General features: G+C 26.5%; 34 protein-coding genes, 1 pseudogene and 1 riboswitch. Of the genes and pseudogenes, 15 read left to right on the plus strand and 20 right to left on the minus strand.

What is annotated here, in order from left to right; genetic code table 11:
- Window positions 1–10: 10 nt before the first annotated feature.
- Complete coding sequence (locus ACN6I1_RS16115) at window positions 11–853, plus strand: GNAT family N-acetyltransferase (protein WP_419743473.1); 843 nt, start codon at window positions 11–13, stop codon at window positions 851–853.
- A 64-nt stretch (window positions 854–917) separates the two neighbouring features.
- On the opposite strand, the gene ACN6I1_RS16120 is transcribed toward ACN6I1_RS16115, so the two are convergent.
- Complete coding sequence (locus tag ACN6I1_RS16120) at window positions 918–1,055, minus strand: hypothetical protein (protein WP_160165098.1); 138 nt, start codon at window positions 1,053–1,055, stop codon at window positions 918–920.
- Between the two features lie 11 nt (window positions 1,056–1,066).
- Window positions 1,067–1,339, minus strand: coding sequence for a hypothetical protein (locus ACN6I1_RS16125; protein ID WP_419743474.1), 273 nt, complete (start codon window positions 1,337–1,339; stop codon window positions 1,067–1,069).
- Window positions 1,340–1,528: 189 nt separating this feature from the next.
- Between ACN6I1_RS16125 and ACN6I1_RS16130 the strand changes: the two genes are divergently transcribed.
- The 5 genes from ACN6I1_RS16130 (at window position 1,529) to ACN6I1_RS16150 (ending at window position 4,694) form a co-directional block, all read left to right on the plus strand.
- Window positions 1,529–1,924, plus strand: a complete 396-nt coding sequence (locus ACN6I1_RS16130; RefSeq protein WP_419743475.1) for a hypothetical protein — start codon at window positions 1,529–1,531, stop codon at window positions 1,922–1,924.
- 268 nt (window positions 1,925–2,192) lie between these two features.
- Window positions 2,193–2,513 (plus strand): DUF2089 domain-containing protein, encoded by a 321-nt coding sequence (locus tag ACN6I1_RS16135; RefSeq protein ID WP_053832600.1) that lies wholly within the window; start codon window positions 2,193–2,195, stop codon window positions 2,511–2,513.
- 82 nt (window positions 2,514–2,595) lie between these two features.
- The gene (locus tag ACN6I1_RS16140; RefSeq protein WP_419743476.1) at window positions 2,596–2,994 is read left to right on the plus strand and encodes an SHOCT-like domain-containing protein; all 399 of its coding nucleotides are present in this window, start codon (window positions 2,596–2,598) and stop codon (window positions 2,992–2,994) included.
- A gap of 12 nt (window positions 2,995–3,006) precedes the next feature.
- Window positions 3,007–3,294 carry a hypothetical protein gene (locus ACN6I1_RS16145; protein WP_021428750.1) on the plus strand — a complete coding sequence of 96 codons (288 nt, stop codon included), beginning with the start codon at window positions 3,007–3,009 and terminating at the stop codon, window positions 3,292–3,294.
- A gap of 395 nt (window positions 3,295–3,689) precedes the next feature.
- A complete protein-coding gene (locus tag ACN6I1_RS16150; RefSeq protein WP_419743477.1) occupies window positions 3,690–4,694 on the plus strand; it encodes a rod shape-determining protein in 1,005 nt (334 codons plus the stop codon).
- Window positions 4,695–4,778: 84 nt separating this feature from the next.
- On the opposite strand, the gene ACN6I1_RS16155 is transcribed toward ACN6I1_RS16150, so the two are convergent.
- The 5 genes from ACN6I1_RS16155 to ACN6I1_RS16175 all read right to left on the minus strand — a co-directional run bounded on the left by ACN6I1_RS16155 (window position 4,779) and on the right by ACN6I1_RS16175 (window position 8,070).
- Window positions 4,779–5,030 carry a dihydroxyacetone kinase gene (locus ACN6I1_RS16155; protein ID WP_021428712.1) on the minus strand — a complete coding sequence of 84 codons (252 nt, stop codon included), beginning with the start codon at window positions 5,028–5,030 and terminating at the stop codon, window positions 4,779–4,781.
- A 143-nt stretch (window positions 5,031–5,173) separates the two neighbouring features.
- Complete coding sequence (locus tag ACN6I1_RS16160) at window positions 5,174–5,977, minus strand: hypothetical protein (RefSeq protein ID WP_419743478.1); 804 nt, start codon at window positions 5,975–5,977, stop codon at window positions 5,174–5,176.
- Between the two features lie 17 nt (window positions 5,978–5,994).
- Window positions 5,995–6,312 carry a PadR family transcriptional regulator gene (locus tag ACN6I1_RS16165; protein ID WP_419743525.1) on the minus strand — a complete coding sequence of 106 codons (318 nt, stop codon included), beginning with the start codon at window positions 6,310–6,312 and terminating at the stop codon, window positions 5,995–5,997.
- A gap of 191 nt (window positions 6,313–6,503) precedes the next feature.
- Window positions 6,504–7,535, minus strand: a complete 1,032-nt coding sequence (locus ACN6I1_RS16170; protein WP_419743479.1) for a DUF4179 domain-containing protein — start codon at window positions 7,533–7,535, stop codon at window positions 6,504–6,506.
- A 4-nt stretch (window positions 7,536–7,539) separates the two neighbouring features.
- Window positions 7,540–8,070, minus strand: a complete 531-nt coding sequence (locus tag ACN6I1_RS16175; protein WP_419743480.1) for a sigma-70 family RNA polymerase sigma factor — start codon at window positions 8,068–8,070, stop codon at window positions 7,540–7,542.
- A 309-nt stretch (window positions 8,071–8,379) separates the two neighbouring features.
- Here ACN6I1_RS16175 and ACN6I1_RS16180 point away from each other — a divergent pair, with 309 nt between their 5' ends.
- Window positions 8,380–8,592, plus strand: a complete 213-nt coding sequence (locus ACN6I1_RS16180; protein WP_025162805.1) for a helix-turn-helix transcriptional regulator — start codon at window positions 8,380–8,382, stop codon at window positions 8,590–8,592.
- Window positions 8,582–9,019 (plus strand): hypothetical protein, encoded by a 438-nt coding sequence (locus ACN6I1_RS16185; RefSeq protein WP_419743481.1) that lies wholly within the window; start codon window positions 8,582–8,584, stop codon window positions 9,017–9,019. The genes ACN6I1_RS16180 and ACN6I1_RS16185 overlap by 11 nt, the downstream gene beginning before the upstream one ends.
- A 286-nt stretch (window positions 9,020–9,305) precedes the next feature.
- Here the strand turns inward: ACN6I1_RS16185 and ACN6I1_RS16190 are convergent, their stop codons facing one another.
- Window positions 9,306–10,562, minus strand: a complete 1,257-nt coding sequence (locus ACN6I1_RS16190) for a GntP family permease (RefSeq protein WP_419743482.1) — start codon at window positions 10,560–10,562, stop codon at window positions 9,306–9,308.
- Window positions 10,563–10,748: 186 nt separating this feature from the next.
- Between ACN6I1_RS16190 and ACN6I1_RS16195 the strand changes: the two genes are divergently transcribed.
- Entirely contained in the window at window positions 10,749–11,294 is a 546-nt protein-coding gene (locus ACN6I1_RS16195; protein ID WP_419743483.1) for a helix-turn-helix domain-containing protein, read from the plus strand.
- A 98-nt stretch (window positions 11,295–11,392) separates the two neighbouring features.
- Here the strand turns inward: ACN6I1_RS16195 and modA are convergent, their stop codons facing one another.
- The 3 genes from modA to ACN6I1_RS16210 all read right to left on the minus strand — a co-directional run bounded on the left by modA (window position 11,393) and on the right by ACN6I1_RS16210 (window position 13,668).
- Window positions 11,393–12,184: a molybdate ABC transporter substrate-binding protein gene (modA, locus tag ACN6I1_RS16200; RefSeq protein WP_419743484.1), complete on the minus strand. Its 792-nt coding sequence runs from the start codon at window positions 12,182–12,184 to the stop codon at window positions 11,393–11,395.
- A 346-nt stretch (window positions 12,185–12,530) separates the two neighbouring features.
- A complete protein-coding gene (locus ACN6I1_RS16205) occupies window positions 12,531–12,932 on the minus strand; it encodes a hypothetical protein (RefSeq protein WP_419743485.1) in 402 nt (133 codons plus the stop codon).
- 214 nt (window positions 12,933–13,146) lie between these two features.
- On the minus strand, window positions 13,147–13,668 hold the full coding sequence (locus ACN6I1_RS16210) for an HD domain-containing protein (RefSeq protein WP_419743486.1): 522 nt from the start codon (window positions 13,666–13,668) through the stop codon (window positions 13,147–13,149).
- Between the two features lie 250 nt (window positions 13,669–13,918).
- Window positions 13,919–14,021: riboswitch (guanidine-I (ykkC/yxkD leader) on the plus strand.
- Between the two features lie 75 nt (window positions 14,022–14,096).
- Between ACN6I1_RS16210 and sugE the strand changes: the two genes are divergently transcribed.
- Entirely contained in the window at window positions 14,097–14,417 is a 321-nt protein-coding gene (sugE, locus tag ACN6I1_RS16215) for a quaternary ammonium compound efflux SMR transporter SugE (protein WP_021428762.1), read from the plus strand.
- On the opposite strand, the pseudogene ACN6I1_RS16220 reads toward sugE, so the two are convergent.
- From ACN6I1_RS16220 to ACN6I1_RS16245, 6 genes and pseudogenes are all read right to left on the minus strand, one after another.
- Window positions 14,410–14,550, minus strand: a pseudogene (locus ACN6I1_RS16220) (UvrD-helicase domain-containing protein); the annotation flags it as partial. The gene sugE and the pseudogene ACN6I1_RS16220 sit on opposite strands and share 8 nt — an antisense overlap.
- Window positions 14,532–14,690, minus strand: coding sequence for a hypothetical protein (locus tag ACN6I1_RS16225; protein WP_419743487.1), 159 nt, complete (start codon window positions 14,688–14,690; stop codon window positions 14,532–14,534). The pseudogene ACN6I1_RS16220 and the gene ACN6I1_RS16225, both read right to left, overlap by 19 nt.
- Window positions 14,691–14,945: 255 nt before the next feature.
- Window positions 14,946–15,149 carry a helix-turn-helix transcriptional regulator gene (locus tag ACN6I1_RS16230; RefSeq protein ID WP_021428797.1) on the minus strand — a complete coding sequence of 68 codons (204 nt, stop codon included), beginning with the start codon at window positions 15,147–15,149 and terminating at the stop codon, window positions 14,946–14,948.
- A 4-nt stretch (window positions 15,150–15,153) separates the two neighbouring features.
- Complete coding sequence (locus tag ACN6I1_RS16235; protein WP_419743488.1) at window positions 15,154–15,516, minus strand: DUF3796 domain-containing protein; 363 nt, start codon at window positions 15,514–15,516, stop codon at window positions 15,154–15,156.
- A gap of 289 nt (window positions 15,517–15,805) precedes the next feature.
- Window positions 15,806–15,988, minus strand: coding sequence for a PspC domain-containing protein (locus tag ACN6I1_RS16240; protein WP_419743489.1), 183 nt, complete (start codon window positions 15,986–15,988; stop codon window positions 15,806–15,808).
- A gap of 17 nt (window positions 15,989–16,005) precedes the next feature.
- Window positions 16,006–16,230 carry a hypothetical protein gene (locus ACN6I1_RS16245; RefSeq protein WP_419743490.1) on the minus strand — a complete coding sequence of 75 codons (225 nt, stop codon included), beginning with the start codon at window positions 16,228–16,230 and terminating at the stop codon, window positions 16,006–16,008.
- Between the two features lie 295 nt (window positions 16,231–16,525).
- Between ACN6I1_RS16245 and ACN6I1_RS16250 the strand changes: the two genes are divergently transcribed.
- The 3 genes from ACN6I1_RS16250 to ACN6I1_RS16260 all read left to right on the plus strand — a co-directional run bounded on the left by ACN6I1_RS16250 (window position 16,526) and on the right by ACN6I1_RS16260 (window position 18,073).
- A complete protein-coding gene (locus ACN6I1_RS16250; protein WP_419743491.1) occupies window positions 16,526–16,783 on the plus strand; it encodes a hypothetical protein in 258 nt (85 codons plus the stop codon).
- A 158-nt stretch (window positions 16,784–16,941) separates the two neighbouring features.
- Window positions 16,942–17,127, plus strand: a complete 186-nt coding sequence (locus ACN6I1_RS16255; protein ID WP_419743492.1) for a hypothetical protein — start codon at window positions 16,942–16,944, stop codon at window positions 17,125–17,127.
- A 433-nt stretch (window positions 17,128–17,560) separates the two neighbouring features.
- A complete protein-coding gene (locus ACN6I1_RS16260) occupies window positions 17,561–18,073 on the plus strand; it encodes a DNA topology modulation protein (RefSeq protein WP_419743493.1) in 513 nt (170 codons plus the stop codon).
- A 73-nt stretch (window positions 18,074–18,146) separates the two neighbouring features.
- Here ACN6I1_RS16260 and bsh read toward each other — a convergent pair whose 3' ends face one another.
- Together bsh and ACN6I1_RS16270 are read right to left on the minus strand one after the other, a co-directional pair.
- A complete protein-coding gene (gene bsh / locus ACN6I1_RS16265; RefSeq protein ID WP_419743494.1) occupies window positions 18,147–19,136 on the minus strand; it encodes a choloylglycine hydrolase in 990 nt (329 codons plus the stop codon).
- 314 nt (window positions 19,137–19,450) lie between these two features.
- Entirely contained in the window at window positions 19,451–19,729 is a 279-nt protein-coding gene (locus ACN6I1_RS16270; RefSeq protein WP_419743495.1) for a hypothetical protein, read from the minus strand.
- A gap of 289 nt (window positions 19,730–20,018) precedes the next feature.
- Here ACN6I1_RS16270 and ACN6I1_RS16275 point away from each other — a divergent pair, with 289 nt between their 5' ends.
- Entirely contained in the window at window positions 20,019–20,414 is a 396-nt protein-coding gene (locus tag ACN6I1_RS16275) for a DUF1648 domain-containing protein (RefSeq protein ID WP_419743496.1), read from the plus strand.
- A gap of 110 nt (window positions 20,415–20,524) precedes the next feature.
- On the plus strand, window positions 20,525–20,677 hold the full coding sequence (locus tag ACN6I1_RS16280; protein WP_156344284.1) for a hypothetical protein: 153 nt from the start codon (window positions 20,525–20,527) through the stop codon (window positions 20,675–20,677).
- A 113-nt stretch (window positions 20,678–20,790) separates the two neighbouring features.
- Here the strand turns inward: ACN6I1_RS16280 and hisS are convergent, their stop codons facing one another.
- The gene (hisS, locus tag ACN6I1_RS16285) at window positions 20,791–22,086 is read right to left on the minus strand and encodes a histidine--tRNA ligase (RefSeq protein WP_419743497.1); all 1,296 of its coding nucleotides are present in this window, start codon (window positions 22,084–22,086) and stop codon (window positions 20,791–20,793) included.
- Window positions 22,087–22,549 lie beyond the last annotated feature (463 nt).

Genomic DNA, 22,549 nt, shown 5'->3' on the forward strand with positions numbered 1-22,549 from the left:
GGATATCCAAATGATAAAGAATTTAAAAAAACTAGATAATATAAAAATAATTGAACTTTTAAAAAACGAAGTTTCTAATATAAACGAAATTGAAATAGAAAATATGATTAACTCTAATAGCTATTGTAAAGTGTATGAAGAAGGAAATTCTATTCTAGGTTTTTCTATTTTAACTTTTGATAATATAAAAAAAGATTCAACATTGGTGTTGTATGTATCCGAATCAAATAGAAATAAAGGAATAGGTCATAAGCTATACTCAAATGTTATAGATTTTATTAAGTCTAAAGAAATTGAAAAAGTTAACCTTGAGATTAGAATAGAGAAATATGATACTAGTAGTTTTTTCTTAAAAAAGGGATTTAACAGGTGGTTTGGATACTGTCATATGAATTATAAAGGAGATAATAAGGATTCAAGTTTAAATCCAGTTAGATACAAAGACACGTACTACAATAAATATAAAGAGTTATATGAAAATTGTTTTTATTATATGAGAAAATCATTAAATATACAACCTTATAGAGTACATCCCAGTAGAGATGAGTTAATAAAAAATCAAGATTATATATTCATGTTATTAGACGAAGATAAGATTATAGGATCTGTTACACTTTTAAATAATGAAATTGATGATCTTATTGTAAACAAGAATTATCAAAATAAAGGTTATGGAAAGGAACTTTTAAATTTTGGAATAAACCATTATATTTCACAAGAATCTAAGGATATTTACTTAAGAGTTGCAAATTGGAATAGTAAAGCCATTAATATTTATAAAAATGCTGGATTTAGGATAAATGTCAAAGGAGAATATTATTACTTAGACTTAAATACAAAAAAGCCTGTATAATATATATTTTTAATATACAGGCTTTCATTTGTTTAAATTCATAAGTACTTGTTAAATAAAAGCTTTAAGAGTTCTTACTTATGTATATTTTAAAAGCTTTTATAGCTAAGTACATTGTATATATTGCAATAATTTTTATAATGAACGTTAGAAACATATTAAATAAATTAAAAACAATCATTCCATTCATAGCTAAATCCATAATAACCCCTCCTAATTAACATTTGTAAGTCTCTTGTTAAGAAGTGACTTTATAGGTTTGTATAAAATCAATAAAATCACTAAACTGATGATAATTATTTTAAATATTGAGTCAAAGTTATAAGAAATTTGAGTATGAATTAGACTAGGATCATCAACTGATTGAATAACGCCTATTGATGTACTCATTTTAGATGGCCCAATTATAAAAAATGATATAATTCCGATTACGCAAGAAGAAATAACTGATAAAAGTATATGATAATTATAAGAATAGTTTTTCACTAAACTCCCCCCCTTTCTTTACTAAATATATTATCAGTATAAATATTGGAATAACAACAAAAATAAGAATACTTAAATCTACAAAATACGACCAACAGTAATGCAATATGAAAGTCAAGAATGTTTTTTACTAGTATTGATTTTCAAAACAACAATAGGTAAGATTGTTCTAAGAAAGGGGAATGATTTATGAGTTTAATTCTTAATATAATTATATTTTTAATTTCTTATTCGATACTGAGCTTAGTTTTTACTTTGATATTGCTAGCTATTATAATGGGAATATTTCTTATTATGAAGGTAGTTTTTAATATGAATGAACAAAGATGGGACAATCTTTTTAGATATAAAAACAATATTGTTTTAATGCTAGTTATGGTGGTTTGTTTGATGGTATCTCTTTCAATTACATTTATTATAAGTAATTTATTTTTCGAATTTATAGAATTTAAATATAAAGAGATTTCATCGATACTTATTATTTTATTTATATCTTTACCTATAATCTTTAAATTTTTTAAACTTAGAGACTATATAAAATCAAAACTTACTAAAGATCCTAATCAAAAGGGATTATTTGATTGAAAAATTTATTTATAAAATTAACCCCTCTTAAAATCAGGAAAAGTGGATTTTAAGAGGGGTTAATTTTATAAATAAAAGATTAGAACAAGTTAATATGAAAATTAACATATTTAATAAATTAAACCTATAATATTAAATATATTAAAAAATAAATTGAAAAAATGAATATTAAGGGTGACTTTTTGAAAAAATTAGAATATACTTATATCAAGAAGGAAGTGATCAAGTGTATAAAGTAATAACGAATTGTCCGGTATGTGACAAAGAGATGAAAATAATGAAATTAAAATGTAATCATTGTAACACAACAATAGAAAATGAATTTTCGTTTACTAAATTCAATAAATTATCAAAAGAACAACTGAATTTTGTAGAAGTATTCCTAGCATGTAGAGGAAATATAAAAGATGTAGAAAAACACCTTGGAATATCTTATCCAACTGTTAGAGGTAAGTTAGATGAAATAAATAATGCATTAAATCTAAATGTAAAAAAAGATACATCTAAAGAAAAACAAAATATTATGGATATGTTAGAGAATGGTGAAATAAGCTCAGATGAAGCAATAAATCTTCTAAAAAAATTATAAAAACTAAATTGGAGCGTATATATAGTACTAGCAAGGATTCGGGTTAGTAAATTATTTAAATAAATTGTAAAGGGTGGTAAAAATGGAAGATAAGAAAAGAATATTAAAAATGGTTGAGGAAGGAAAAATAACTTCAGAAGAGGCTATTAAATTATTAGAAGCACTAGAAACTAGCAATAATGAAAAATCAGATGAAAAAAAAGATATATCAGCTGAAGAGTTTTTAAATATAATTCCAAATCCAGATGGAGAAAAAATGTTATACGTAAGGGTATTAAGCGCAGATGGGTCAAAAGTAAAAGTAAATATACCATTAGAATTTATAAAAATAATGGGTGGAATAGGTAAAATGCATATCGGTGAACTTGAAAAACATAATATAGATTTTGATAAATTAATGGATGCAATAGATAAAGGATTTGTAGGTAGAATCGTTGAGGTAGAAGACGGTAATGACAGAGTAATAGTTGAAATATGCTAAGAGGTGAACATATTGAAAATTATAGTTAAAAGTAAGGAGGGCAATAGCAACTTAAACTTAAATATACCTATGGCTGTAGTTATTGCTGGGTTAAGGTTAGGAAAGCCATTTATAAAAAAAGAACATATAAATAAATATAACAAAGGTACTAATAGTAAAGAAATAATAAAAGACAGTGAAGACATCAAAGAAATGATAAATGTTCTAATTAAGGGATTAAAGTACTTGAAGAAAAACCATAAGGGATTGGTATTGGTAGATATAGAGGATCATGGTGAGATAGTAAAAATACAAATATAAAATGTATGAGCGGGATGGATATTAATCTCATTATCTAAAAATACAGCAATTCCACGTGCTCTATAAATAGCTAATGCAAAATTAACGCCTTAATCTAAGTTTAGGTAAAGTATTTTCGCCTATAATTTCATTTTTACAAATATATCATATCTTAATCACCATAAATTTTCATAATATTATTTATAATACTTTAGATAACAAGCAAAATTGGAAAATCTTGATAATTGTTATATTTATTGATTAATAATATACTATATTTTATACATTTAATAAGTAAAATTATTATAAGTGTATAGAAATTAAACAAAATAACATAATTTGGAGTGAAAATTCAAAAACAATAAAAAGTTTAAATAATAATATTGAATTCCAGACATATAGAGGAGTTGAGCAAAATGGCTAGCAATGATATAGGTATAGATTTAGGAACTGCTAATGTATTGATATCTGTTTCTGGAAAAGGAATAGTATTAACAGAACCATCAGTGGTTGCTATAGAGAAAAATACCGGATCTGTTTTAGCAGTGGGATCAGAAGCGTATAAAATGATAGGAAAAACTCCTAGCAATATAGTATCTATAAGACCATTACAAAATGGTGTAATATCTGATTATGACACTACAGAAAAGATGCTAAATTACTTCATAGGTAAAGTATTAAATAAAAAAGGCATGAATAAGGTTTTTATGCCAAGAGTAATGGTATGTGTACCAACTGGAGTGACTGGAGTTGAAAAAATAGCTGTAGAAGAGGCTGTTAGACATACTGGGGCAAAAGAGGTTTATACAATTGAAGGCCCAATAGCAGCTGCTATTGGAGCAGGCATAGATATTTCGAGTCCAAATGGAAGTATGGTTATAGATATAGGAGGAGGTACTGCAGATATAGCTATTATATCTTTAGGTGGTACTGTAATTAGTGAGTCAATAAAGATAGGCGGAGACAAGTTTGATGAGGCTATAATAGAATATATTAAAAAGCAGCATAATTTTCTTGTAGGAGAACTAACAGCTGAAAAGATAAAAATAAAAATTGGAACAGCATGTATTGATGAAGAAAAGTATATGGACATAAGTGGAATAAATTTAGTGACAAGACTTCCTGATAAAATACAAATTAATTCATCGGAAATAAAAGATGCAATTGAAAAATGTACACAACAAATAATAGTAGCAGCATGTTCAGTATTAGAAAAAGCACCACCAGAATTATCATCAGATATTTATGAAAATGGAATAATCATGACTGGTGGAGGATCACTTCTTAATGGTTTAGATAAAAGAATACAAGAGAAAACTAATATAAAAGTTAGCATAGCAGAAGATGCTTTGTTATGTGTTGCAAAAGGAACGGGAGCCTCACTTGCATCACTTAATTTATTAGAAAAAAGTAAAAAATAATCATTTTAATTATTTAATACAATAATCACAAAAGGACTTAAACTCTTTTAATTTAGAGTTTAAGTCCTTTTATTTAGGTAAATATTATCCTTGTAATCCTTTTGCTTGACGCTCCATGTCTTCAATTACAATATCGTATATTTCTCCTAAAGTTGAACAGTATTTTAATACCTCCCAAGGTTCATTTGTGTGGAAATGAATTTTGATAAGTTCTTCATCACCTACAGCAAGTAAACAATCACCTTTAAAATTAGTATTAAAGTATTCATTTATTGCATCTTCATTAAGAGCAGTTCCTTCGATTAATAACTGTGTATCATATCTATATTCTAACATTTTTTATCATCCTTTCAAATTTGTATAATATATATAGTAATTTATACTTATATATATTATATCAAAATTAATTTATTAGAAAAATAAGTACTAAAGCAAATTTTTAAAAATTAAATACATTAGTTAATAGTTAATTTAAAACTCTACTCCTTAACATATAGATAAGATATTAAATAGAATAATATAAAAGCTATTAACATAGCTACCATAGAGATAGTCTTGCCAGGGCCTTCGATAATTGAAAAGTTTAGAAAATCTAATCTACTTAATATTCCTAATGTACAAGCTACTACTATAATAGGCAAAAATGAATAAAATAATTTTTCTTTTAAGCTATATATTACGCCTATTCCTCCGAACATTAAAATAACAGTTATACCAATAGACCCTGATAATTTAAATCCAAATGTAGTCGGTAGAATTCGCTCCATTAAGATCATTAAACCTATATATGTACAGAATAAAACAAATAAAATAAACGTAAACTTTTTTTCTTTATCTGAATAGACTGCATTTCCTAAAATATTCAAAATAAGATTTACAAATAACAGTGTAAATACTAAGAATACAAAGAACTTACCCACATCCAATATTTCATTAGGATTTATTAACTTAGGTAGCAATGTAACTAAAGAATATATAAACATACAACTCAAAAATAAATGGAATCTCTCTTTAAAAGAACTCTTATTTGTATTTTTTAATATGTCATCACTGATTTCTCTTGGATTTCTCCCAAAATAATCTTCGGCTTTAATTTCTTGATTTTGGGCCTCTATAATATCTGTTAAAATCTCAAGCAAAGATTCCTCTATTTGAGTTTCGTCTTTTAAGAAACTTTTTGCTCTTATATAAACCAATATATCATCATAAAATAATTTATTTTCTTCACTTAATAATTCCCTGTATGAATTATTTAACTCTATAAGTTTTTTAGCATTTTGCATATTATTCCTCTCCCTTTTTATTTAACCTTCAAAATTTTATTTACACTATTTGAAAGAATATCCCACTGTTCTTCAAATATATCTAGTTGGACTTTACCCTTATTAGTAAGTTTATAGTATTTACGCATAGGCCCCTCACCTGAACTTCTCATTTCACCTACTATTAATTCTTGTTTTTGAAGTTTTAGTAATAGTGGATATATTGTTCCATCTGAAACGGTTGAAATTCCATATTCTTTTAATTTTAAATTCATCTCATATCCGTATATTTCTTTTTGACTTATAATTTTTAAGATACACCCCTCTAGAATACCTTTTAGCATTTGAGAGGATATTGTATTGTTCAAAATAATCACTCACCTTTTAATATATCTATCTTGCTTTACAATATAGCACTCTTTTACTATATTGTAAAGCAAGATAGTGAGAGGACTTGATTCTATAAAAACTAGTTTATAAATTAAAGAATAAAAATATACCCTAGAATCAACTAAGTTGAAATCTAAGGGTATTAATTTAATCATATTTACTTTAATTCATTTAAATGTATTGTAAATTCATCACCGATTTTCTTAAAATTATCACTCATTTTTCCACTTGTATTAGGTTGCTTTGCAGCATAAGGAACAAGTTTTAATTCTGTTGCATTTTTATCTAGATTTTCTTCTAAATTGGATAATGTCAGCTTACCTTTATTTTCATTAGTACTTATTAAATAAAACTCAACATCATTACCTAAATTATCTTTTCCAAGTAACTTTATATCATAATCAACCAAATCTTTATTATGAATATTTCTATCATAGATTATATTAGGACCTAAAGCATTAGTCCTATATTCTTTTAATGTAATTGTTTCATCTTTTCCTAGCTCAAAAGATTGACTTAGTTTAAGTGATTTTGTATCAAGTTCAAGATCTTTTCTATTTGTTTTAAACTCAAATACCCACTCTCCATTTATAGTATGTTCTTTTTTATTTTTAAAGTAAATAGGATTAGAATAAGCTATTTTAATATCTAAATCATCTTTTTGTACATTTTCGTCTAATGTATATCTAAATACTTCTTCAACTGTATTTTTATCAATTATAGTGCCGCTACCCCCACCACCTGAACTTATAGACTTACCATTTATATAAACATCTCCAAAGGACGTAATATTACCATCTTCAAGTTCTTCTTCAAACTTGTATGTTGTAGACACAATTAAAACGTCTTTATCTAAGACAACTTCATTTAAAGTTATTGTAAGCCCATTTTTCGTTATAGATTGGCCAACTACAGTTTTATAATCTTCTAAGTTTGATTCTAAACCTAAAGCATTTTTTATATCATACATTACTTTGTACATATTTGCATAAACAGGTTCACAAAATACAAATACTCCACCAATTAAAAGTAATCCAGAAACACTAGCAGCCAAAATTTTCTTTGATTTACTTTTTCTTTTATTCAATTTAGATTTCACTTTAGATTTTATTAATTCTTTATTTACACTAACTTCTTCATAGTTTTCTATATCAAACTCTACATCATTAAAAGATTTATATTCATTCATAACATTAAACCTCCCTATTTATAAGTGATTCTCTGATTTTTTTTCTTCCCCTGGATAACCGACTGTAAAGGTTAGATATACTTAAATTATTATCTTTAGCTATTTGAGGAGCATCGGCTCCATCCAAGTAATAACTTATAAAGATATCTCTATCCTTATCGGGTAAGTATTTAACAATATCATCTATTCCCTCTTTAATCTCAAGATTAAGTAAGTTTTTATCTATGTAATAGACACCGTCATCAATCTCAGAAGTTTCTATTTTATCTAAATATTTTTTCTTGTAGTTAATTGCTTTATATTTTGCTATAACACAAATCCAGTTTTTAAAAGAGTTTTTGTCTTTATCAAAACTATCTATGTTATCCCAAATAGCTAGAAATACATCACTTATGCATTCTTCCTCATAGTTTATTAATTTACCTAGATTTTTTCTAACAACAGATGCAACAAGACCACTGTATTCATCTATAAGCATTTCTAACCCCTTTTGTTTTTTCTTTTTTATATATTTAATAATTAATTCAGCTTGCAAGTTATTTCCTCCCTTTTATTCTTACAATACATCCGTAAAAGCTTTTACACTTCTTATATACAATTTAAATTATAAAAACCTTGCACTTTTATAAAAAAAATTTTCATACTTTCTAATAATAAAGTTAAAAGTGGTTTAAAAAAAGGGTTAAAAGCTATTTCAGTAAATTAAAAAATATAATGGAAAGCAGACTTGACATATGAGTTTGATATATATAAAATAAAAGTAAAGTAAGCTTTACATTTGCGAGAATATAATAAATTATGGAAAGCAAGCTTTACTTTTAAGTTGAAGGAAGGAGCTTATATTTTGAAAAATAGATTGGAAGAAATAAGAAAACAAAATAAAGTAACTCAAGAAGAATTAGCAACTGCACTGGAAGTTTCAAGACAAACGATAGGTTCTTTAGAAAATGGAAGATATAATCCATCAATAATTTTAGCATTTAAAATTGCAAGATATTTTAACATGGCAATTGAAGAAATTTTTATTTATGAGGAGGAAGATGGGAATGAAGATTAAACAAGATGAAAAATTAAATAAAGCTATGGTTATCTTTGGGGTAATTATATTAATAGTAGGACTAATAATACTAGTAGCAGGGCCATCTAGTGATATTTGGGATAGAGCATCAAGTTTATGCACAGGATTAGGATTTGGAGCAATTTGTGGAGGGTTAGGAGGATTATACGGTATTAGAAAATTGAGAAAAGATCCTGCTAAATTTAAACAAATCGAAGTTGAAAGAAAAGATGAAAGAAATACGTTTATAAAATGTAAAGCAAAAGCAATGTCAGGGGAAATAATCAATTGGATGGTTATTATAATTGCTTATGTATGTATAGTAATGAACGCTCCATCTTGGACGACAATGTCATTGCTAGCAATCTTTATTTTAAAATATATATTTGAAATAATTTTAGCAAATCAATATGCTAAAAAGTTTTAAAATTTATATAGTAAATAAAAGTATATAGTTTATATCAGATTTTAAGTTTATTTTAAGGTTACTAATTTATATTATACTTATCCGAATAAGCAAAGTACTACTAATGAGGAAAATAAATTAAAAATATGTCAAGATTAATATGAACCTAATCATGAAGTTTCAAGTAAATCTAATATCTTTTAAAATAAAAATCTTGACTATATTTTCAAAAACTTTCCGGAAAAAGCCCTTACTAGAAGTGTAGTAAGGGCTTTTTAGCAAAGTTTAAATGTCTTGATGTTAAATTCTATTTAAGAAGTAATTGTATTACAGTTGAAGATGTTACTATAACAAGGCCTATAATTATTTCATATGGCAATAACTTAAACCTTTCTTTAATTTCCATAGAAACACTTCTTGAGCTTGCGTGAAATAATGCTCCATGAGGTAAATGTTCAAATACACAAGCACCTGCATTAACCATTGCAGCACCTGCTACCCCAGATAATCCAGAACTTAGTATTGCACTAGAGAATGTAGATGATGCTACTGTTGCACCTCCAGTAGTAGATGCGGTAGCTAGTGACATTACAACTCCAGAAATAGGTGCAAGTAAAACCTGAGGTATACTCAGCATAGCAAGGAGTTCTGTTGTACTATGTTGTAAGTTTGACATCTGTATAATACCAACTAATGTTCCTGTACCTAGTAACAAAATACATACACCTTGCATTTTTTCAACTCCGTATGATAGATACTCTTTTGTTTTATGTACATTCTTAGTAGCCAATATACTGACAATAGCTCCTGCAGGTAATGCTACAAGTGGATCTACAACTATACTAGATACATTACCTAAAAATAGTAATATTATTGATATAATAGGACCTATTAGTGAAGCAAACAAACTGGGCAAATTCTCGTCTTCATCTAATTTTATCTCTATTTCAACTTTACTACCTTTGTTAATCAACATATTCGCAAGTATAGTAGTAATAATTACTCCAAATATAGCTGGTATTACATTTGAAAGCATAACACTAGATAAGTCAACGTTAAAATTACTTGCTGCTGCTAATGTATTTGGGTTAGGAGATATAATATTACCAGCTTTACCTCCCCCAAGTGCTGCAAGTAGTATCGCTAGTTTAGAGTACCCAAGTTTATTTCCCATAGCCATTCCTATTGGTCCGACAGTAAGGACTACTACGTCTAAGTCAACACCAACCCCTGCCAAGATCATAGAAGATAGAACTATTCCAAGTATTGCTTTTTTTAATCCTAGTAATCTAATAATCTCTTCTGAAATTTTATCAACGGCTCCTGTTTTTATAAGTGTTGCTGCTAAGAATCCTGATGTCATAACTCTAAGTATTGCAGGAGCCATAGACTTCCCACCATCAGCCATATACGTTACGGTATCTACTAAATTTGCGCCACCTATTAAGCCCCCAACTAAAGCTCCAAATACCAAACAGTAAAATGGCTCAAACCTTTTTATAATGAGTATAATTGCAACTAATAACCCAATGATTGCTCCAGTAGTTGTTATTGGCACAACCATCACTCCCCTCCATAATGTTTACACCTCTTGATGTTTATATTGATTGTATATAATTTAAGTAAAAGTGTCAAATATAATTTAATTAATTAAATGTGATTTAATTTTGTTTGTGGAAAATTTCTATGTTATAATTAAAATCATTAAGTTAAAAATTATAATATTTGAAATGAATTTATGGAGGTATTAATGTCTGAAATAAATATAGGTGAAAAAATATCACAGATAAGAAAAAGTAAAGGCCTAAGTGTACGTGATTTATCAAAATTATGTGGAGTTACTGCTTCTATGCTAAGTCAGATAGAAAGAGGAATCGCAAATCCATCTGTGAACTCTTTAAAATCTATTGCATCTGCACTTAACGTGCCATTATTTACATTTTTTACATCAGAAGTTTCTAAAAAAGATATGATAGTTAGAAAAGAAAATAGAAAAAAAGTAATACTTCCCGGAAGTGATGATGTTGTTTATGATGTATTAGCTCCTGACCTTAGTAGTGATTTAGAGTTTGCAATTATGAGTTTATCTCCTGGATCGGTATCTAGCAGTGAAAATATTCAACACAAAGGGTATGAAATTGCATACTTGCTAGAGGGTGAAGTAGATTTATATTTAGATGATGAAAAGTTTACATTATATCAAGGTGATAGTGTTAAGACTCCAGCAGGTGTAAAGCATCGTTGGGAGAATAAATCAAATTCAAATGCAAAAGTAATTTTTGCTGTTATACTTTAAATTTTTTATAATATGAAAAAAGACAACTCCATGATAGTGTAGTTGTCTTTTATTATATTTAATTCTAAATATAAATAATAGTTTAATATAATCGCTAATTAATTTTTAATAGGTTTATAACCACAATTAACTAAAATATCTTGTCCTTTTTGACTAAAAAGATAGTCTTCAAACTTTTTAGCCTCATCAGGGACTTTACTATCTTTTATAACTGCTACAGGATACACTATAGGGGAATGAGTACTTTCCTTTGTTGTTTCTACAATTTTTATATTATCTACACCTAGAGTATCACTGTAGTAAACAAAACCGGCTTGTGTATTTTCAGATTGAGTCCATGCCAAAACTTGTTTAACATCTTTTGCAAAGACTAACTTATCCTTTACCGTATCTGCTAAATTTAAGTTAGTTAATACTTCTGATGCGTATTTTCCTGCAGGAACACTTTCAGGCTCTCCAACTCCTAGCTTTTTAACCTTATCAGTTGTTAAATCATTTATAGATGATATATCACTGTTTTTTGGAGCTATTAAAACCAAGTCATTTTTTACTAAGTTTTTATATGTATTTTCTTCTAGTAATTTTTTTTCATCTAGTTCTTTAATTTGTTTTTCACCTGCAGATATAAATACATCACAAGGTGCACCTTGTTCTATTTGCTTTTGTAACGATCCAGATCCACCAAAGTTAACGACTAAATCAACATTTGGATTACTTTTTTCATAGTCTTTTTCTATCTTTTCCATCGCTTCTTTTAAACTAGCAGCTGCAGAAATACTTAAAGTTACCTTTTCAGAAGAGTCTTCTTTTTTAGGAGTGTTTGAACTACACCCAACTAAAAATAAACTACTTACTAAACATAATGATAATAATTTTTTACTTAATCTCATAATATCCTCCCAATACTTAAACAATAGATTAACACTGGTATTTTACCACAAAAAGGAACTTGATTCGATTATTTTCGATTTTTCGTAAAGTATTTTTAGAAATCTATATTTAGTAAAAATATTAAAAACTTTAAGCTTGTTTTAAGGTTTAGGGATTATACTAAACTTGTCCACACAAAAGAAACATTAAAGCCAGAATACAGGCATTTGAAAAAATACTGTACTTACTTAATAATATTTTTATTATGATTTAAGAGCACTTACATATGTAAGTGCTCTTTTGCTTTAAATTAGACATTTAAGGTATTTAGCTACTATATTTATAAAACTTGTAGTGAATATATATTTAGTAGCTATTGAATTTACTAGAATCTTTAGAGAATGCTAAATCTAAAAAGTTAAAACCAAATGATCCACTAAAAGATATAACTAAGATTTTCGGTATATCAAATTTATTAAAAATTATTGATAATACAAATAAGATTAAAAAATTAAATAAGAAAAATTTAGAAAAACCAATAATCCTTTTTCTTGACTCTGTTTTATTTAAGTTTTTTAGTTGTAAAATAGCTACTATAATTACATAAAATGTACACAACAAAAAAACTACTATGTAAAGAGCAATAAACTTGTTAATAATCCAAGCATCAAGTGCATTAGCAAAAGACAAAGTTAATATTAATAAAATAGTTAAAATTGATATTATGCTGAGTAAAATTTTATTTAATTTAATTAGTTTATAATTCATTATGATTTCCTTTACTTTTAAAAATTTATAAATATATTAACATGTATTATTAGCGTAAAGGCATGCGTTGGACTAAAATGGTCGTATTTAGGAGTAAAAACTAAGATTTAAACAATAAAAAAGCCAATATAGATATATATACTGACTTTTTTAGAATATATAATTTTTAAAGTCCGAGCTCATCGCTTATGTCTCTCATAGCATTAAGCGATAATTATGCAAACTCTGGAAATGGAATTCCAAGTTCCTCTATACTTTTCATTGCTTCTCTATTAGCACCAGCGGCAAATCTTAGTTCTTTCATTCTTTTAGTTATAGACTTTACTTTTACACTAGATATTTTTTTATCTGGATAAACTAATGTTATAGCTGTTATAAATCCTGTTATTGGGTCTGCTGCGTAAATTGCCTTATCCATTAATGAAATTCTTTCTGTATCATTATCTTTATTGTGAGCCATAATAGCATGGTGAATATCTTGATTACCTATATTCTCTTGTTTTAATATATCTATAGCAAGAATTCCATGTTTTTTCATATCCTCTGGATTGTTTTTGCAATCTAGTAAATCTGAATCAATATCATGTAATAGTCCTGCTATTGCCCAATTTTCCTCATTTTTAGGATCTAATTTTTTAGCCAATGATCTCATAACAGACTCAACTGCATACGAATGTTTTATTAAGTGCTCAGATTTTAAATTTTTAGCCAATATATCCATACTTTTTTCTCTCATAGATTCTATCTCCTTTATATTGTTTATTTTATTTGCAAAGATTTTATAGATTGGATAAAATCTTTAATTAACTCCATAGAAACTTTGAATTTCACGATATCATAATAGTAACTTGTTCTACATAAACTAGGTGTTTACCTTTAAAAAAATAGTATCAATTGTATCATTAAGTAAAAAATAGATAGATTAATTTATATTGATTAAGTGCATATTTTTTGATATAGTAATAAACTATAATAAAAGTTTAATAAATTTAGTTTTATAGGGTTCCGCAGTTAAAATTTATAACTGGTCTGGTCCGAGATAAAACGCACAGTTTTCTGTGTTCACGGAAGGACAAAAGCCTGGGAGATATTTTTTATATCTCCCGGGCTTTTTTACGTTTTACTAATAAGCTTTTATTTAAAACTTTAAGGAGAGTGGTAATTATGAAATGGTTAGTGTTAGTAATTGCAGGTATATTTGAAGTATGGTGGGCTGTAGGACTTAAATATTCAGAAGGGTTTACAAAGTTAGTTCCAAGTGTTTTAACTGTAATAGGGATGATAGCTAGTTTTTACTTTTTATCATTAGCGTTAAAAGAACTGCCACTAGGAACAGCTTACGCTATTTGGACAGGAATAGGAACCATTGGTACTGTTATTTTAGGTGTGTTTTTATTTAAAGAGCCTATTGATTTTGTTCGATTAGTTTGTATTGGGTTTATAGTAGCAGGAATAATAGGTCTAAAACTAGTATCTCAACATTAATAAATGGATTAATTGATTGATTTATATTCCCTAATATAGTCATATTAGCAGATTTAAAAAGTTGATAAAAAATTTCATACTGCAATGGAGTGTAATCCTGTGCCTCATCTATAATTACATACTTGAAATAGGATCTACCCAGAGTTCTCTTTGTGTTTCTATAGATAACCTATCTTTAGCACTACGTTTTTCATCAAGCTGTTTCTTAGCCTCTGTAAGAACTCTTTGTAACCATTCATTTTCAAGATTCAACTCATAATTATTTAGACTCATAATATACCCTCCTTGATTATATAAATCAGCTTGTTTAATTTGCTCTATAAATTATATAGTATGAGGAGATATTCATAGTCTTAAAAAAATTAGTTATTTATGGTATAATTATAGTAGAGAGAGTGATACTAGCCTCTTTGATAATGAAAATGTAGTTTAAATCATTATAAAAAACACACTCAAAAATGTCTAGTAAAAAAGCCATTATAGTCCTTTATTAGGATTATAATGGCTTTAAATTTATTTTATTAATTATTAAAATTCAAATATAAACAACTTTTCAATTGGAGTATTTAATTCTTTTGATATCCTCATTGCCAGTTCAAGAGAAGGGTTGTATTTAGCATTTTCTAAACGAGCTATAGTCTCTCGTCTAACACTAACTTTATTAGCTAGTTCCTCTTGAGTTAATTCATTAAATTGACGATACTTTTTTAAATTACTAATAAACTTTGTCATAGCTTTAAACCCCAACATCAAATTTGTAAGTTAAAAATGCCCATAAATTTGCTGCTAGTGCAAATGAAATGGATAATATCAATAGTTGAAGTCTATAAAGTGTTAATATATCCACTGTATATAGTCTAATTAATACACTTGCAACTATTGCTAAGGGAAGGCAGACTCTAAGGGCTATATAACCTGCCTTATGCTTATTACAAATAAAGCGCTCGTCTTCACAATCACCTAATTTATACCACCATATATTACCTAAAAATGAAAAGAATCCAAAGTATAGAAAGTCTAATGGATCACCATGTAATCCATTAAATCCTTGTAATCCAAATAAACAAAATAGAAATGAATATTTATTTATAAATTTCATAAATTAATCCCCCTTGATAATGTGATATATTTATATCTTTATATTACATATATATCACGTTAACTTTGAGATTATTACTTAAAACTGAAAAATATAACTAACTATGAAATTAAATAAAGATATTTTAAATTTTAATTTTTCAAGTACAACTCTAGTCTGCTATTACTGTTTACAATAAACAAAAAAGGCAATAGAATCGATTCTATTGCCTTTTACATTGAAATATATATGGTTCTATTTATAATCTTAAAATGTCTATAACTTGATTTTATGAAAATAAGTTATACAATTAAAAGTTTTCTCCGGATGGAAGTATTAAACATAGAATTATATATATTATTATACTGACACCACCTAGTACGAATAAAACTCTAATTAGTGTAGGGCTAATGCCTGTTAATTCTCCTATACCTCCGCAAACACCACCTATCATACGATTGTTTTCTGATCTATATAATTTACATTTACTCAAAATTAACGCCTCCTTTTTTAATCTACAAAATAAAATATTGGTTTTAATATGCTACGAGCATTATTTAAAAATATATCTTGATTTAAACTATGATCTATAATTAAACTTTTTGAAGTTACTGCAATTAAAAATATAGAAATTAGGATGAACAAACCAACTCTAAATGCAGTTCTAAATAATTTCCAACATATAGTAAGTATCAAAAAGATTATACTTAGTATAATTAAAATAAAAATTGTCATATACTCACCTCTCTATGCTTTACAAATACCATTATAAACGTAGAATCTTAATTGAATATAAAAACAACCTTAAAAAAACATTAAATAATTAGATTTTAAAATAACTTGATATAGTAAAGCTATTTGAAATATACTTGAATTAGCTGTTAAGTTTATTCGAAACTTAAAAATGTATTGAAGTCTATTAAGATAGGGGATAAGGACTTAAAAATTTGAGTTTTATAAAAGTACTTGTAGAACTTGTATTATATAAAAACTTAAAATGTATATAGGTTTAAAAAGGGAGAGATTAAAAATGAAAATAAAAATAGGTTTAGGATTTGTTATATTTTTAGTGCTAGGAATATGTCTACAGATATTTTTATCTAAAAAAGATAATAAGTTACTAGGACTAGTACTGCCTATTATAACTTTTGTGAATTCATTATTGTTTACACTTCAATCTTTTACGATTGCTATAGGGGTAAAAGTGTTTATTACAACTAATATATCAACTGTTGTATTATTAACTATTTATTTAATTTGCAAAATCAATAAAAAGAAAAATAATTAAGCTATTAAAAGTTTATAAGATTTTAATAGCGTTTTATATATTTTATTCCGTAATTTATATATCTGAGTCCATAATAAAAACTTTAATATAATATTATGGTAAGCTTTAATAAATATAATAACAAAAGTTATATAATATAAATGAAAAGGAGCTTTTTTATGTCTAAAGGAGTGTGTCCCAAGTGTGGAAGTTCTGAATTTGGAACAGGTATATTAACTGGAGCTTATATAGCCCCAGAGGATAAGATATTTTCAGGTGGTAATAAATTAATTTTGGAAGTGTGTACAGAATGTGGTCATGTTATTGGCATGAAAGTAAATAAACCATATAAATTTAAGAAATAAAGTATAGTATAAGATTTTTACTTCTTTAAATTTAATTAGTTATATATGAAAAAACCTTTAGAATCGGTTAACTTGGATTTTAAAGGTTTTAACTTTGATACTTATATTGGGTATGATCTTGCCTATCGGTTAGAATAGTAACATGTGAAACAAAATTAAAAGAGTTAGTATATTAAATAAAACAACAAATCTATCAAACTAGTCAAATACAAATTATTAATAATCTTACTAAAGAACTAAACTTTTCTACATAACATAATTCGTTATATTGATAAGATATTTCACCAAATACTTTGAACCTACTAAAATTTAATTTAGGTAAAAATAATAAACAAGAATAAATAATTAAATTTTATTTTTGATATAAAGGAATTTAAAAAATGATACTATAATAAAAGTATAAATGGATCTCAATTAAAAAAGGGGGAATACGATGAAAATTGCAATAGTGGGATATAGTGGAAGTGGAAAATCTACAATGGCTAAGCAACTATCAAGTTATTATAATACTCCTGTTTTACACCTTGATACAATTCAATTCACACCAGGTTGGGTTGAGAGAGACAAGGATGAGGGTCGCGCCCTGACTAAAGAATTCATGAATAATGAATCTTGGGTTATAGATGGTAACTATAGAGGTTTTTATCAAAGAGAAAGATTAGAACAAGCGGATAAAATAATTTTTCTAAACTTTCCTCGTAGGATATGCTTTTTTAGAGCGTATAAAAGATATCTAAATAATAAAAATAAAACACGTGAAGACATGGCAGAAGGATGCGAAGAAAAATTCGATTTAGAATTTGGATGGTGGATTATTCATAAAGGAAGAACAAAAGAGATAGTTAATAGATATAAGCAAATAGAAGAAAAATTTAAACATAAAGTTGTAGTTTTAAAAAGTCCAAAAGAAGTTAGAGCATTTTTAGAAAATATAACTCAGCTTTAAAATTATATAAGAGTATCATAAAAAAGTCATGAATATCCTAATTGCTTAGGTTTTCATGACTTTAAATTTTTATTTAGTTCTCGTTATTTATAACTAAAGTATCTCTATAAGGGTAAATCTTTATTTCTGTATAATTTAAATCTTCCTTATTCATATCTATAGCGTTTATCTGATTATTATTGTATGTATTGTAATAATAGATGCATTTATCTTGATTCATACAAGAAGTATATTGAGTTAGATCATATTTACCTTCTGGAGTTTTTACAGCTCCATTTAGCATAGCGACATTATTTAATATATGGAAAAACTCACTTACCCCACAAAATTCTGTATCTGAAGACTCTAAGCTAGATTTATAGAAAGCAGCTCTTATAAATCTAGATGCAGATGAAAAATCACCAGGGATTCCAAACATACCTAGACCTTGAGATTGAGGAGCTAAATTTAGTCTACTCCATTTAGTATTCTGAGGTTGGTCAGCTGTTACACCCATATATTGAATTAGGTTTGTTGTATGCCAATTAAAAGTTGGTGCATTTGTTAAGACCCCTACTTCGTCATCATAAATGCTTAACTTTTCTTTTGTATTTTCAATAACCAAGCAATTGCCGCTTTTATCAGAAACAATCCAGTGAAGTGTTGGTAATGGTGTAGATGAATTTAACTGTCTATTTACTAGGTTTATATGTTCTAGTTCGGGTTTTAAATCTTCTATAGTTTCAAAATTTGATAATATCCATAGTATTAAATCATATGGAGGTAAATTATTTTTTCCATCTATTAAATTATCTGAATGATATGCAAATCCAGGAAAATTTAAACCTGCGCAAGCTAATCCTTTTTCATTCATTGCTTCAGCAAATAATGGATGATTATCTATTATAGTTGCCATACCCATAACTGCATATTTTGTAGAGTTAGTTTCATTAGTTGCTACATTTTTATATTCAAAATTTCTAGGAACAAGATGAACAGCTTGATTAAAGTTGTACTCTATATCCATATTTCTTCCAAATAAATGTTGTCCGTCTTTTGTTTTTAATGTTAGTGCTGTACACATTTTTTACACTTCCTTTTTATCGTATAAACTAGTTTAAATATATTTATATTTTTTACCCTAGTGGCTAATAAATAAACCTAAAATAAAGTTTTTAACTTATAGAATGCGATACGTAAGGACTATAGAACTGTAGATATTTTTCAAAATTTGATTGTATATATTCAACATTGTGCTTACCAGGAAAAATGTGGTTTTGGGAATTCATATTATTCAATTGTAAAATTGAATGTAAAACTGAACACCTTTCATAAAACCTACCTTCATCGAGATATATTTATAATATCACTATTGGTTATGTTTTTAATTTAAGCTAATTACCCCATATATGCAGCAATAACTATTATAGAAATTATCGATACTATATCTACTACAAACATTAAAATGTAATGGACGGCTAATTTAACATTTTTATTTGTAGTCCAATAAAAAATAGATAAAATACAATAAGATAAAAATGCCCCTAGAACTATCATTGGAATTTTATATGGATTAACATAAGGATTAATAACAAAAAAATAGGATGGTCCGTATAAAAAAAATATAGTTACAATTAATCCTATAACCCAATCAATCAGTTTTCTGTATTTACTCATTTTTAAATCACTCCATTCGAATTAATAATAAATTAACTGCTTACGTAAATTAAAATAATATTGTTAATCAGCTTAAGAACAATTATACAAGAGCAGTAGATAAATAAATTAAAATTGGATTAATATGGATTTATTCTGGAGTGAGATTTATAATTTAAAATATAAACTAAATGTTTTTTGAAGTAGTTTAGGAGAATCTTAAGGGGGGATACTTATAAATAACTATAAATTTACATTTGATACTAAGCAAAAAATAATCGAAATTATAAACTTATCATTATTAATTTTTATGATAGCGTATCTAATCATTAACTGGAATAATATAGGAGGAAATGTACCGATTCACTATAATTCAGAAGGTCAAAGTGACTCATTAGGAAGTAAAAGCAGTTTAATAATATTACCTATAGTTACAATTATAGTAAATATATCTATGAGTGGTGTATTACTTTGCCCTCAAGCATTAAACATTCCAGTAAAGCTAACTGAGGAAAATTACGTTAAGGCTTATGATCTAACAAGAGATTTAATGAATTTTACTAGGACATCAATTAGCATTTTATTTTTATATATAACTTTTATGTCTGCAAATAACAAATCTTTAGGAGCTTGGTTTTTGCCAGCTTGTTTGATTTTAATATTTATTCCAATTGTTATATATTATATAAAAATAAGAAAATTATAGAAAAAATACTTTAGCATTTTATGGTATAATAAAAATCAGGAATTGAAATCTATAGAGTGGTGTTCCATTAAACTTTCTAGCCTACTTCTAAAAGGAAGGAGGTGAGAAGTATGGAACTAAAGATAATTGTTAGTGCTATAAGCACTGTATGTATTGGTCTTTTGACTAATTACATATATGACAAATTAAAAAACCACTCTAGTCGCCCAACTAAGAGTGGTATAGAACTTGATATAAAAATCAAATTCAAGCATTTCAAATAAATTAATTTGGAATATCACTCTAATGCGAATAGACTTCAATTCCTTTTTTATATTTATATTATATCACAATTCAACATCTTTTAAACTTAATTTTTAAAATAGATAATCAGGATTTAAAGATCTTTATAGTTTATAATTTTTTCTTCTCCAGATATCATATTTTTTATTTTTATTTCATTATTAACAACTTCACTTTCTCCAATAAATATTACATTATCTATATTTAATTTATTTGCGTAACTTAATTTTTTCTTTAAACTATCGTCTTCAAAATAAATACTTACGTTGTATCCTTTTTCATTTAAGTCTGACATAACTTTTCCGCTATATTCAAGTGTATCACCTATTGGTATTATTAAATAATCAGAATTAGATTTTATATTATATCTATCTATGAATCCAATTTCTTTTAAAACAAAGAATAATCTTGTTAATCCAATAGATATCCCAACTCCAGGTAATATATTATTTGTGTAATTCTCGGCTAAATTATCATATCTACCACCAGAGCAAATAGATCCAAACTGTTCATTACCTATAAGGAAAGTTTCAAACACACTTCCTGTGTAATAATCCAATCCTCTGATTATCTTTAAATCAACTTCAAATTCATTATCTTTTACACCTAAAATTTTTAATGTAGATACAACTTTTTTTAATTCATCTAATCCTTCAGAGAAAAATTCATTTTGAATGTTTAAATTCGTCAACTTATCTAATAGCATTTCATTTGATTCTTTAAAGTTTAGTAAGTTAGTTAAGTAACTACTTTTTTCATCTCCAACAATGTCACTTAAACTATCATTAAAATTATCTTTACCTATCTTATCGTATTTATCTATTAATGTTATAACCTCTTGAACATCCTCTATTTGCAACTGAGCTAATACTCCTTTTAATATTTTTCTATTACTAATTTTAAATCTATAATCATTTAAACCAATAGACTTAAATGCTTTAGATGCTAAACTAATTACCCATGCATCATTGTAGACACTTAGTTTATCTTTTCCAATGACATCTACATCTAACTGGTAAAATTCTCTATATCTACCTCTTTGATTTCTTTCACCTCTATAGACTTTACCTAGCTGATATTTTTTAAAAGGAAATACTAGGTCATTATAGTGTTGTGCTACATATCTTGCAAAAGGTACAGTTAAATCAAATCTTAAAGATAAATCATTTTTTCCTTTTTCAAATCTATAAACTTGTTTTTCTGTTTCGCCACCACTTTTAGCAAGTAATACACTAGATTTTTCTATTATAGGTGTATCAATTGCTAAGCATCCGTTATTTTCATATATATTTGTTATTTTGTTTACTATATCGTTAAAAATTGATTGATCATTAGGTAGTAACTCCATGAATCCTGGTAAAATACTTGGTTTTATATAGTTGTTTTTCATATAATATCGCTCCTATTTAAATAAATTATTTTTAATATTAAAAAAAGCCATGTAGGCATATATCCCACATGGCTTAATAAATTACAAATACACTTAATTTATTATTCCTAGAGATACAAGCCTACGCGAACAGACTTGTATCTGCTTAAACAGACCAAGTCTCTAGAAATGGTGATGTATTAAATTTAATCTAATAAGTGTATTCATAATAATCCTCCTAAAAAATAATTTATAAAAATGATAGTCTAACAAACAAAGAAAGTCAATAGTAATTTATAGAATATATTATTGAAGTATTATTAATATATATTCGGAATTATATAAAAAGGGTAGTATATAGGCAAAATATTAACTATTTAATTTTTTATACTCTTAACACACCTAATAATAAATTTGTATTATAATAAATATAAAAAATTAAGGATGTGTTAAGTTATGAAATATGTATTAGTACGAGTTTCCG

The organism is Paraclostridium dentum (assembly GCF_048568265.1).
GTDB classification, from domain to species: Bacteria; Bacillota; Clostridia; order Peptostreptococcales; family Peptostreptococcaceae; genus Paraclostridium; species Paraclostridium dentum.

Coding starts and splice junctions, on each gene's coding strand:
- ACN6I1_RS16160 (WP_419743478.1), bottom strand. CDS start 5,977: ATGCAAAATGCTAAAAAACTTATAGAGTTAAATAATTCATACAGGGAA.
- ACN6I1_RS16235 (WP_419743488.1), bottom strand. CDS start 15,516: ATGAAATTTATAAATAAATATTCATTTCTATTTTGTTTATTTGGATTA.
- ACN6I1_RS16185 (WP_419743481.1), top strand. CDS start 8,582: ATGAAGATTAAACAAGATGAAAAATTAAATAAAGCTATGGTTATCTTT.
- ACN6I1_RS16130 (WP_419743475.1), top strand. CDS start 1,529: ATGAGTTTAATTCTTAATATAATTATATTTTTAATTTCTTATTCGATA.
- ACN6I1_RS16190 (WP_419743482.1), bottom strand. CDS start 10,562: ATGGTTGTGCCAATAACAACTACTGGAGCAATCATTGGGTTATTAGTT.
- ACN6I1_RS16210 (WP_419743486.1), bottom strand. CDS start 13,668: ATGAGAGAAAAAAGTATGGATATATTGGCTAAAAATTTAAAATCTGAG.
- sugE (WP_021428762.1), top strand. CDS start 14,097: ATGAAATGGTTAGTGTTAGTAATTGCAGGTATATTTGAAGTATGGTGG.
- ACN6I1_RS16155 (WP_021428712.1), bottom strand. CDS start 5,030: ATGTTAGAATATAGATATGATACACAGTTATTAATCGAAGGAACTGCT.
- ACN6I1_RS16245 (WP_419743490.1), bottom strand. CDS start 16,230: ATGACAATTTTTATTTTAATTATACTAAGTATAATCTTTTTGATACTT.
- ACN6I1_RS16270 (WP_419743495.1), bottom strand. CDS start 19,729: ATGAGTAAATACAGAAAACTGATTGATTGGGTTATAGGATTAATTGTA.
- ACN6I1_RS16115 (WP_419743473.1), top strand. CDS start 11: ATGATAAAGAATTTAAAAAAACTAGATAATATAAAAATAATTGAACTT.
- ACN6I1_RS16150 (WP_419743477.1), top strand. CDS start 3,690: ATGGCTAGCAATGATATAGGTATAGATTTAGGAACTGCTAATGTATTG.
- ACN6I1_RS16140 (WP_419743476.1), top strand. CDS start 2,596: ATGGAAGATAAGAAAAGAATATTAAAAATGGTTGAGGAAGGAAAAATA.
- ACN6I1_RS16260 (WP_419743493.1), top strand. CDS start 17,561: ATGAAAATTGCAATAGTGGGATATAGTGGAAGTGGAAAATCTACAATG.
- modA (WP_419743484.1), bottom strand. CDS start 12,184: ATGAGATTAAGTAAAAAATTATTATCATTATGTTTAGTAAGTAGTTTA.
- ACN6I1_RS16250 (WP_419743491.1), top strand. CDS start 16,526: ATGAAAATAAAAATAGGTTTAGGATTTGTTATATTTTTAGTGCTAGGA.
- bsh (WP_419743494.1), bottom strand. CDS start 19,136: ATGTGTACAGCACTAACATTAAAAACAAAAGACGGACAACATTTATTT.
- ACN6I1_RS16280 (WP_156344284.1), top strand. CDS start 20,525: ATGGAACTAAAGATAATTGTTAGTGCTATAAGCACTGTATGTATTGGT.
- ACN6I1_RS16170 (WP_419743479.1), bottom strand. CDS start 7,535: ATGAATGAATATAAATCTTTTAATGATGTAGAGTTTGATATAGAAAAC.
- ACN6I1_RS16225 (WP_419743487.1), bottom strand. CDS start 14,690: ATGAGTCTAAATAATTATGAGTTGAATCTTGAAAATGAATGGTTACAA.
- ACN6I1_RS16205 (WP_419743485.1), bottom strand. CDS start 12,932: ATGAATTATAAACTAATTAAATTAAATAAAATTTTACTCAGCATAATA.
- hisS (WP_419743497.1), bottom strand. CDS start 22,086: ATGAAAAACAACTATATAAAACCAAGTATTTTACCAGGATTCATGGAG.
- ACN6I1_RS16195 (WP_419743483.1), top strand. CDS start 10,749: ATGTCTGAAATAAATATAGGTGAAAAAATATCACAGATAAGAAAAAGT.
- ACN6I1_RS16230 (WP_021428797.1), bottom strand. CDS start 15,149: ATGACAAAGTTTATTAGTAATTTAAAAAAGTATCGTCAATTTAATGAA.
- ACN6I1_RS16255 (WP_419743492.1), top strand. CDS start 16,942: ATGTCTAAAGGAGTGTGTCCCAAGTGTGGAAGTTCTGAATTTGGAACA.
- ACN6I1_RS16275 (WP_419743496.1), top strand. CDS start 20,019: ATGATAGCGTATCTAATCATTAACTGGAATAATATAGGAGGAAATGTA.
- ACN6I1_RS16120 (WP_160165098.1), bottom strand. CDS start 1,055: ATGGATTTAGCTATGAATGGAATGATTGTTTTTAATTTATTTAATATG.
- ACN6I1_RS16135 (WP_053832600.1), top strand. CDS start 2,193: ATGAAAATAATGAAATTAAAATGTAATCATTGTAACACAACAATAGAA.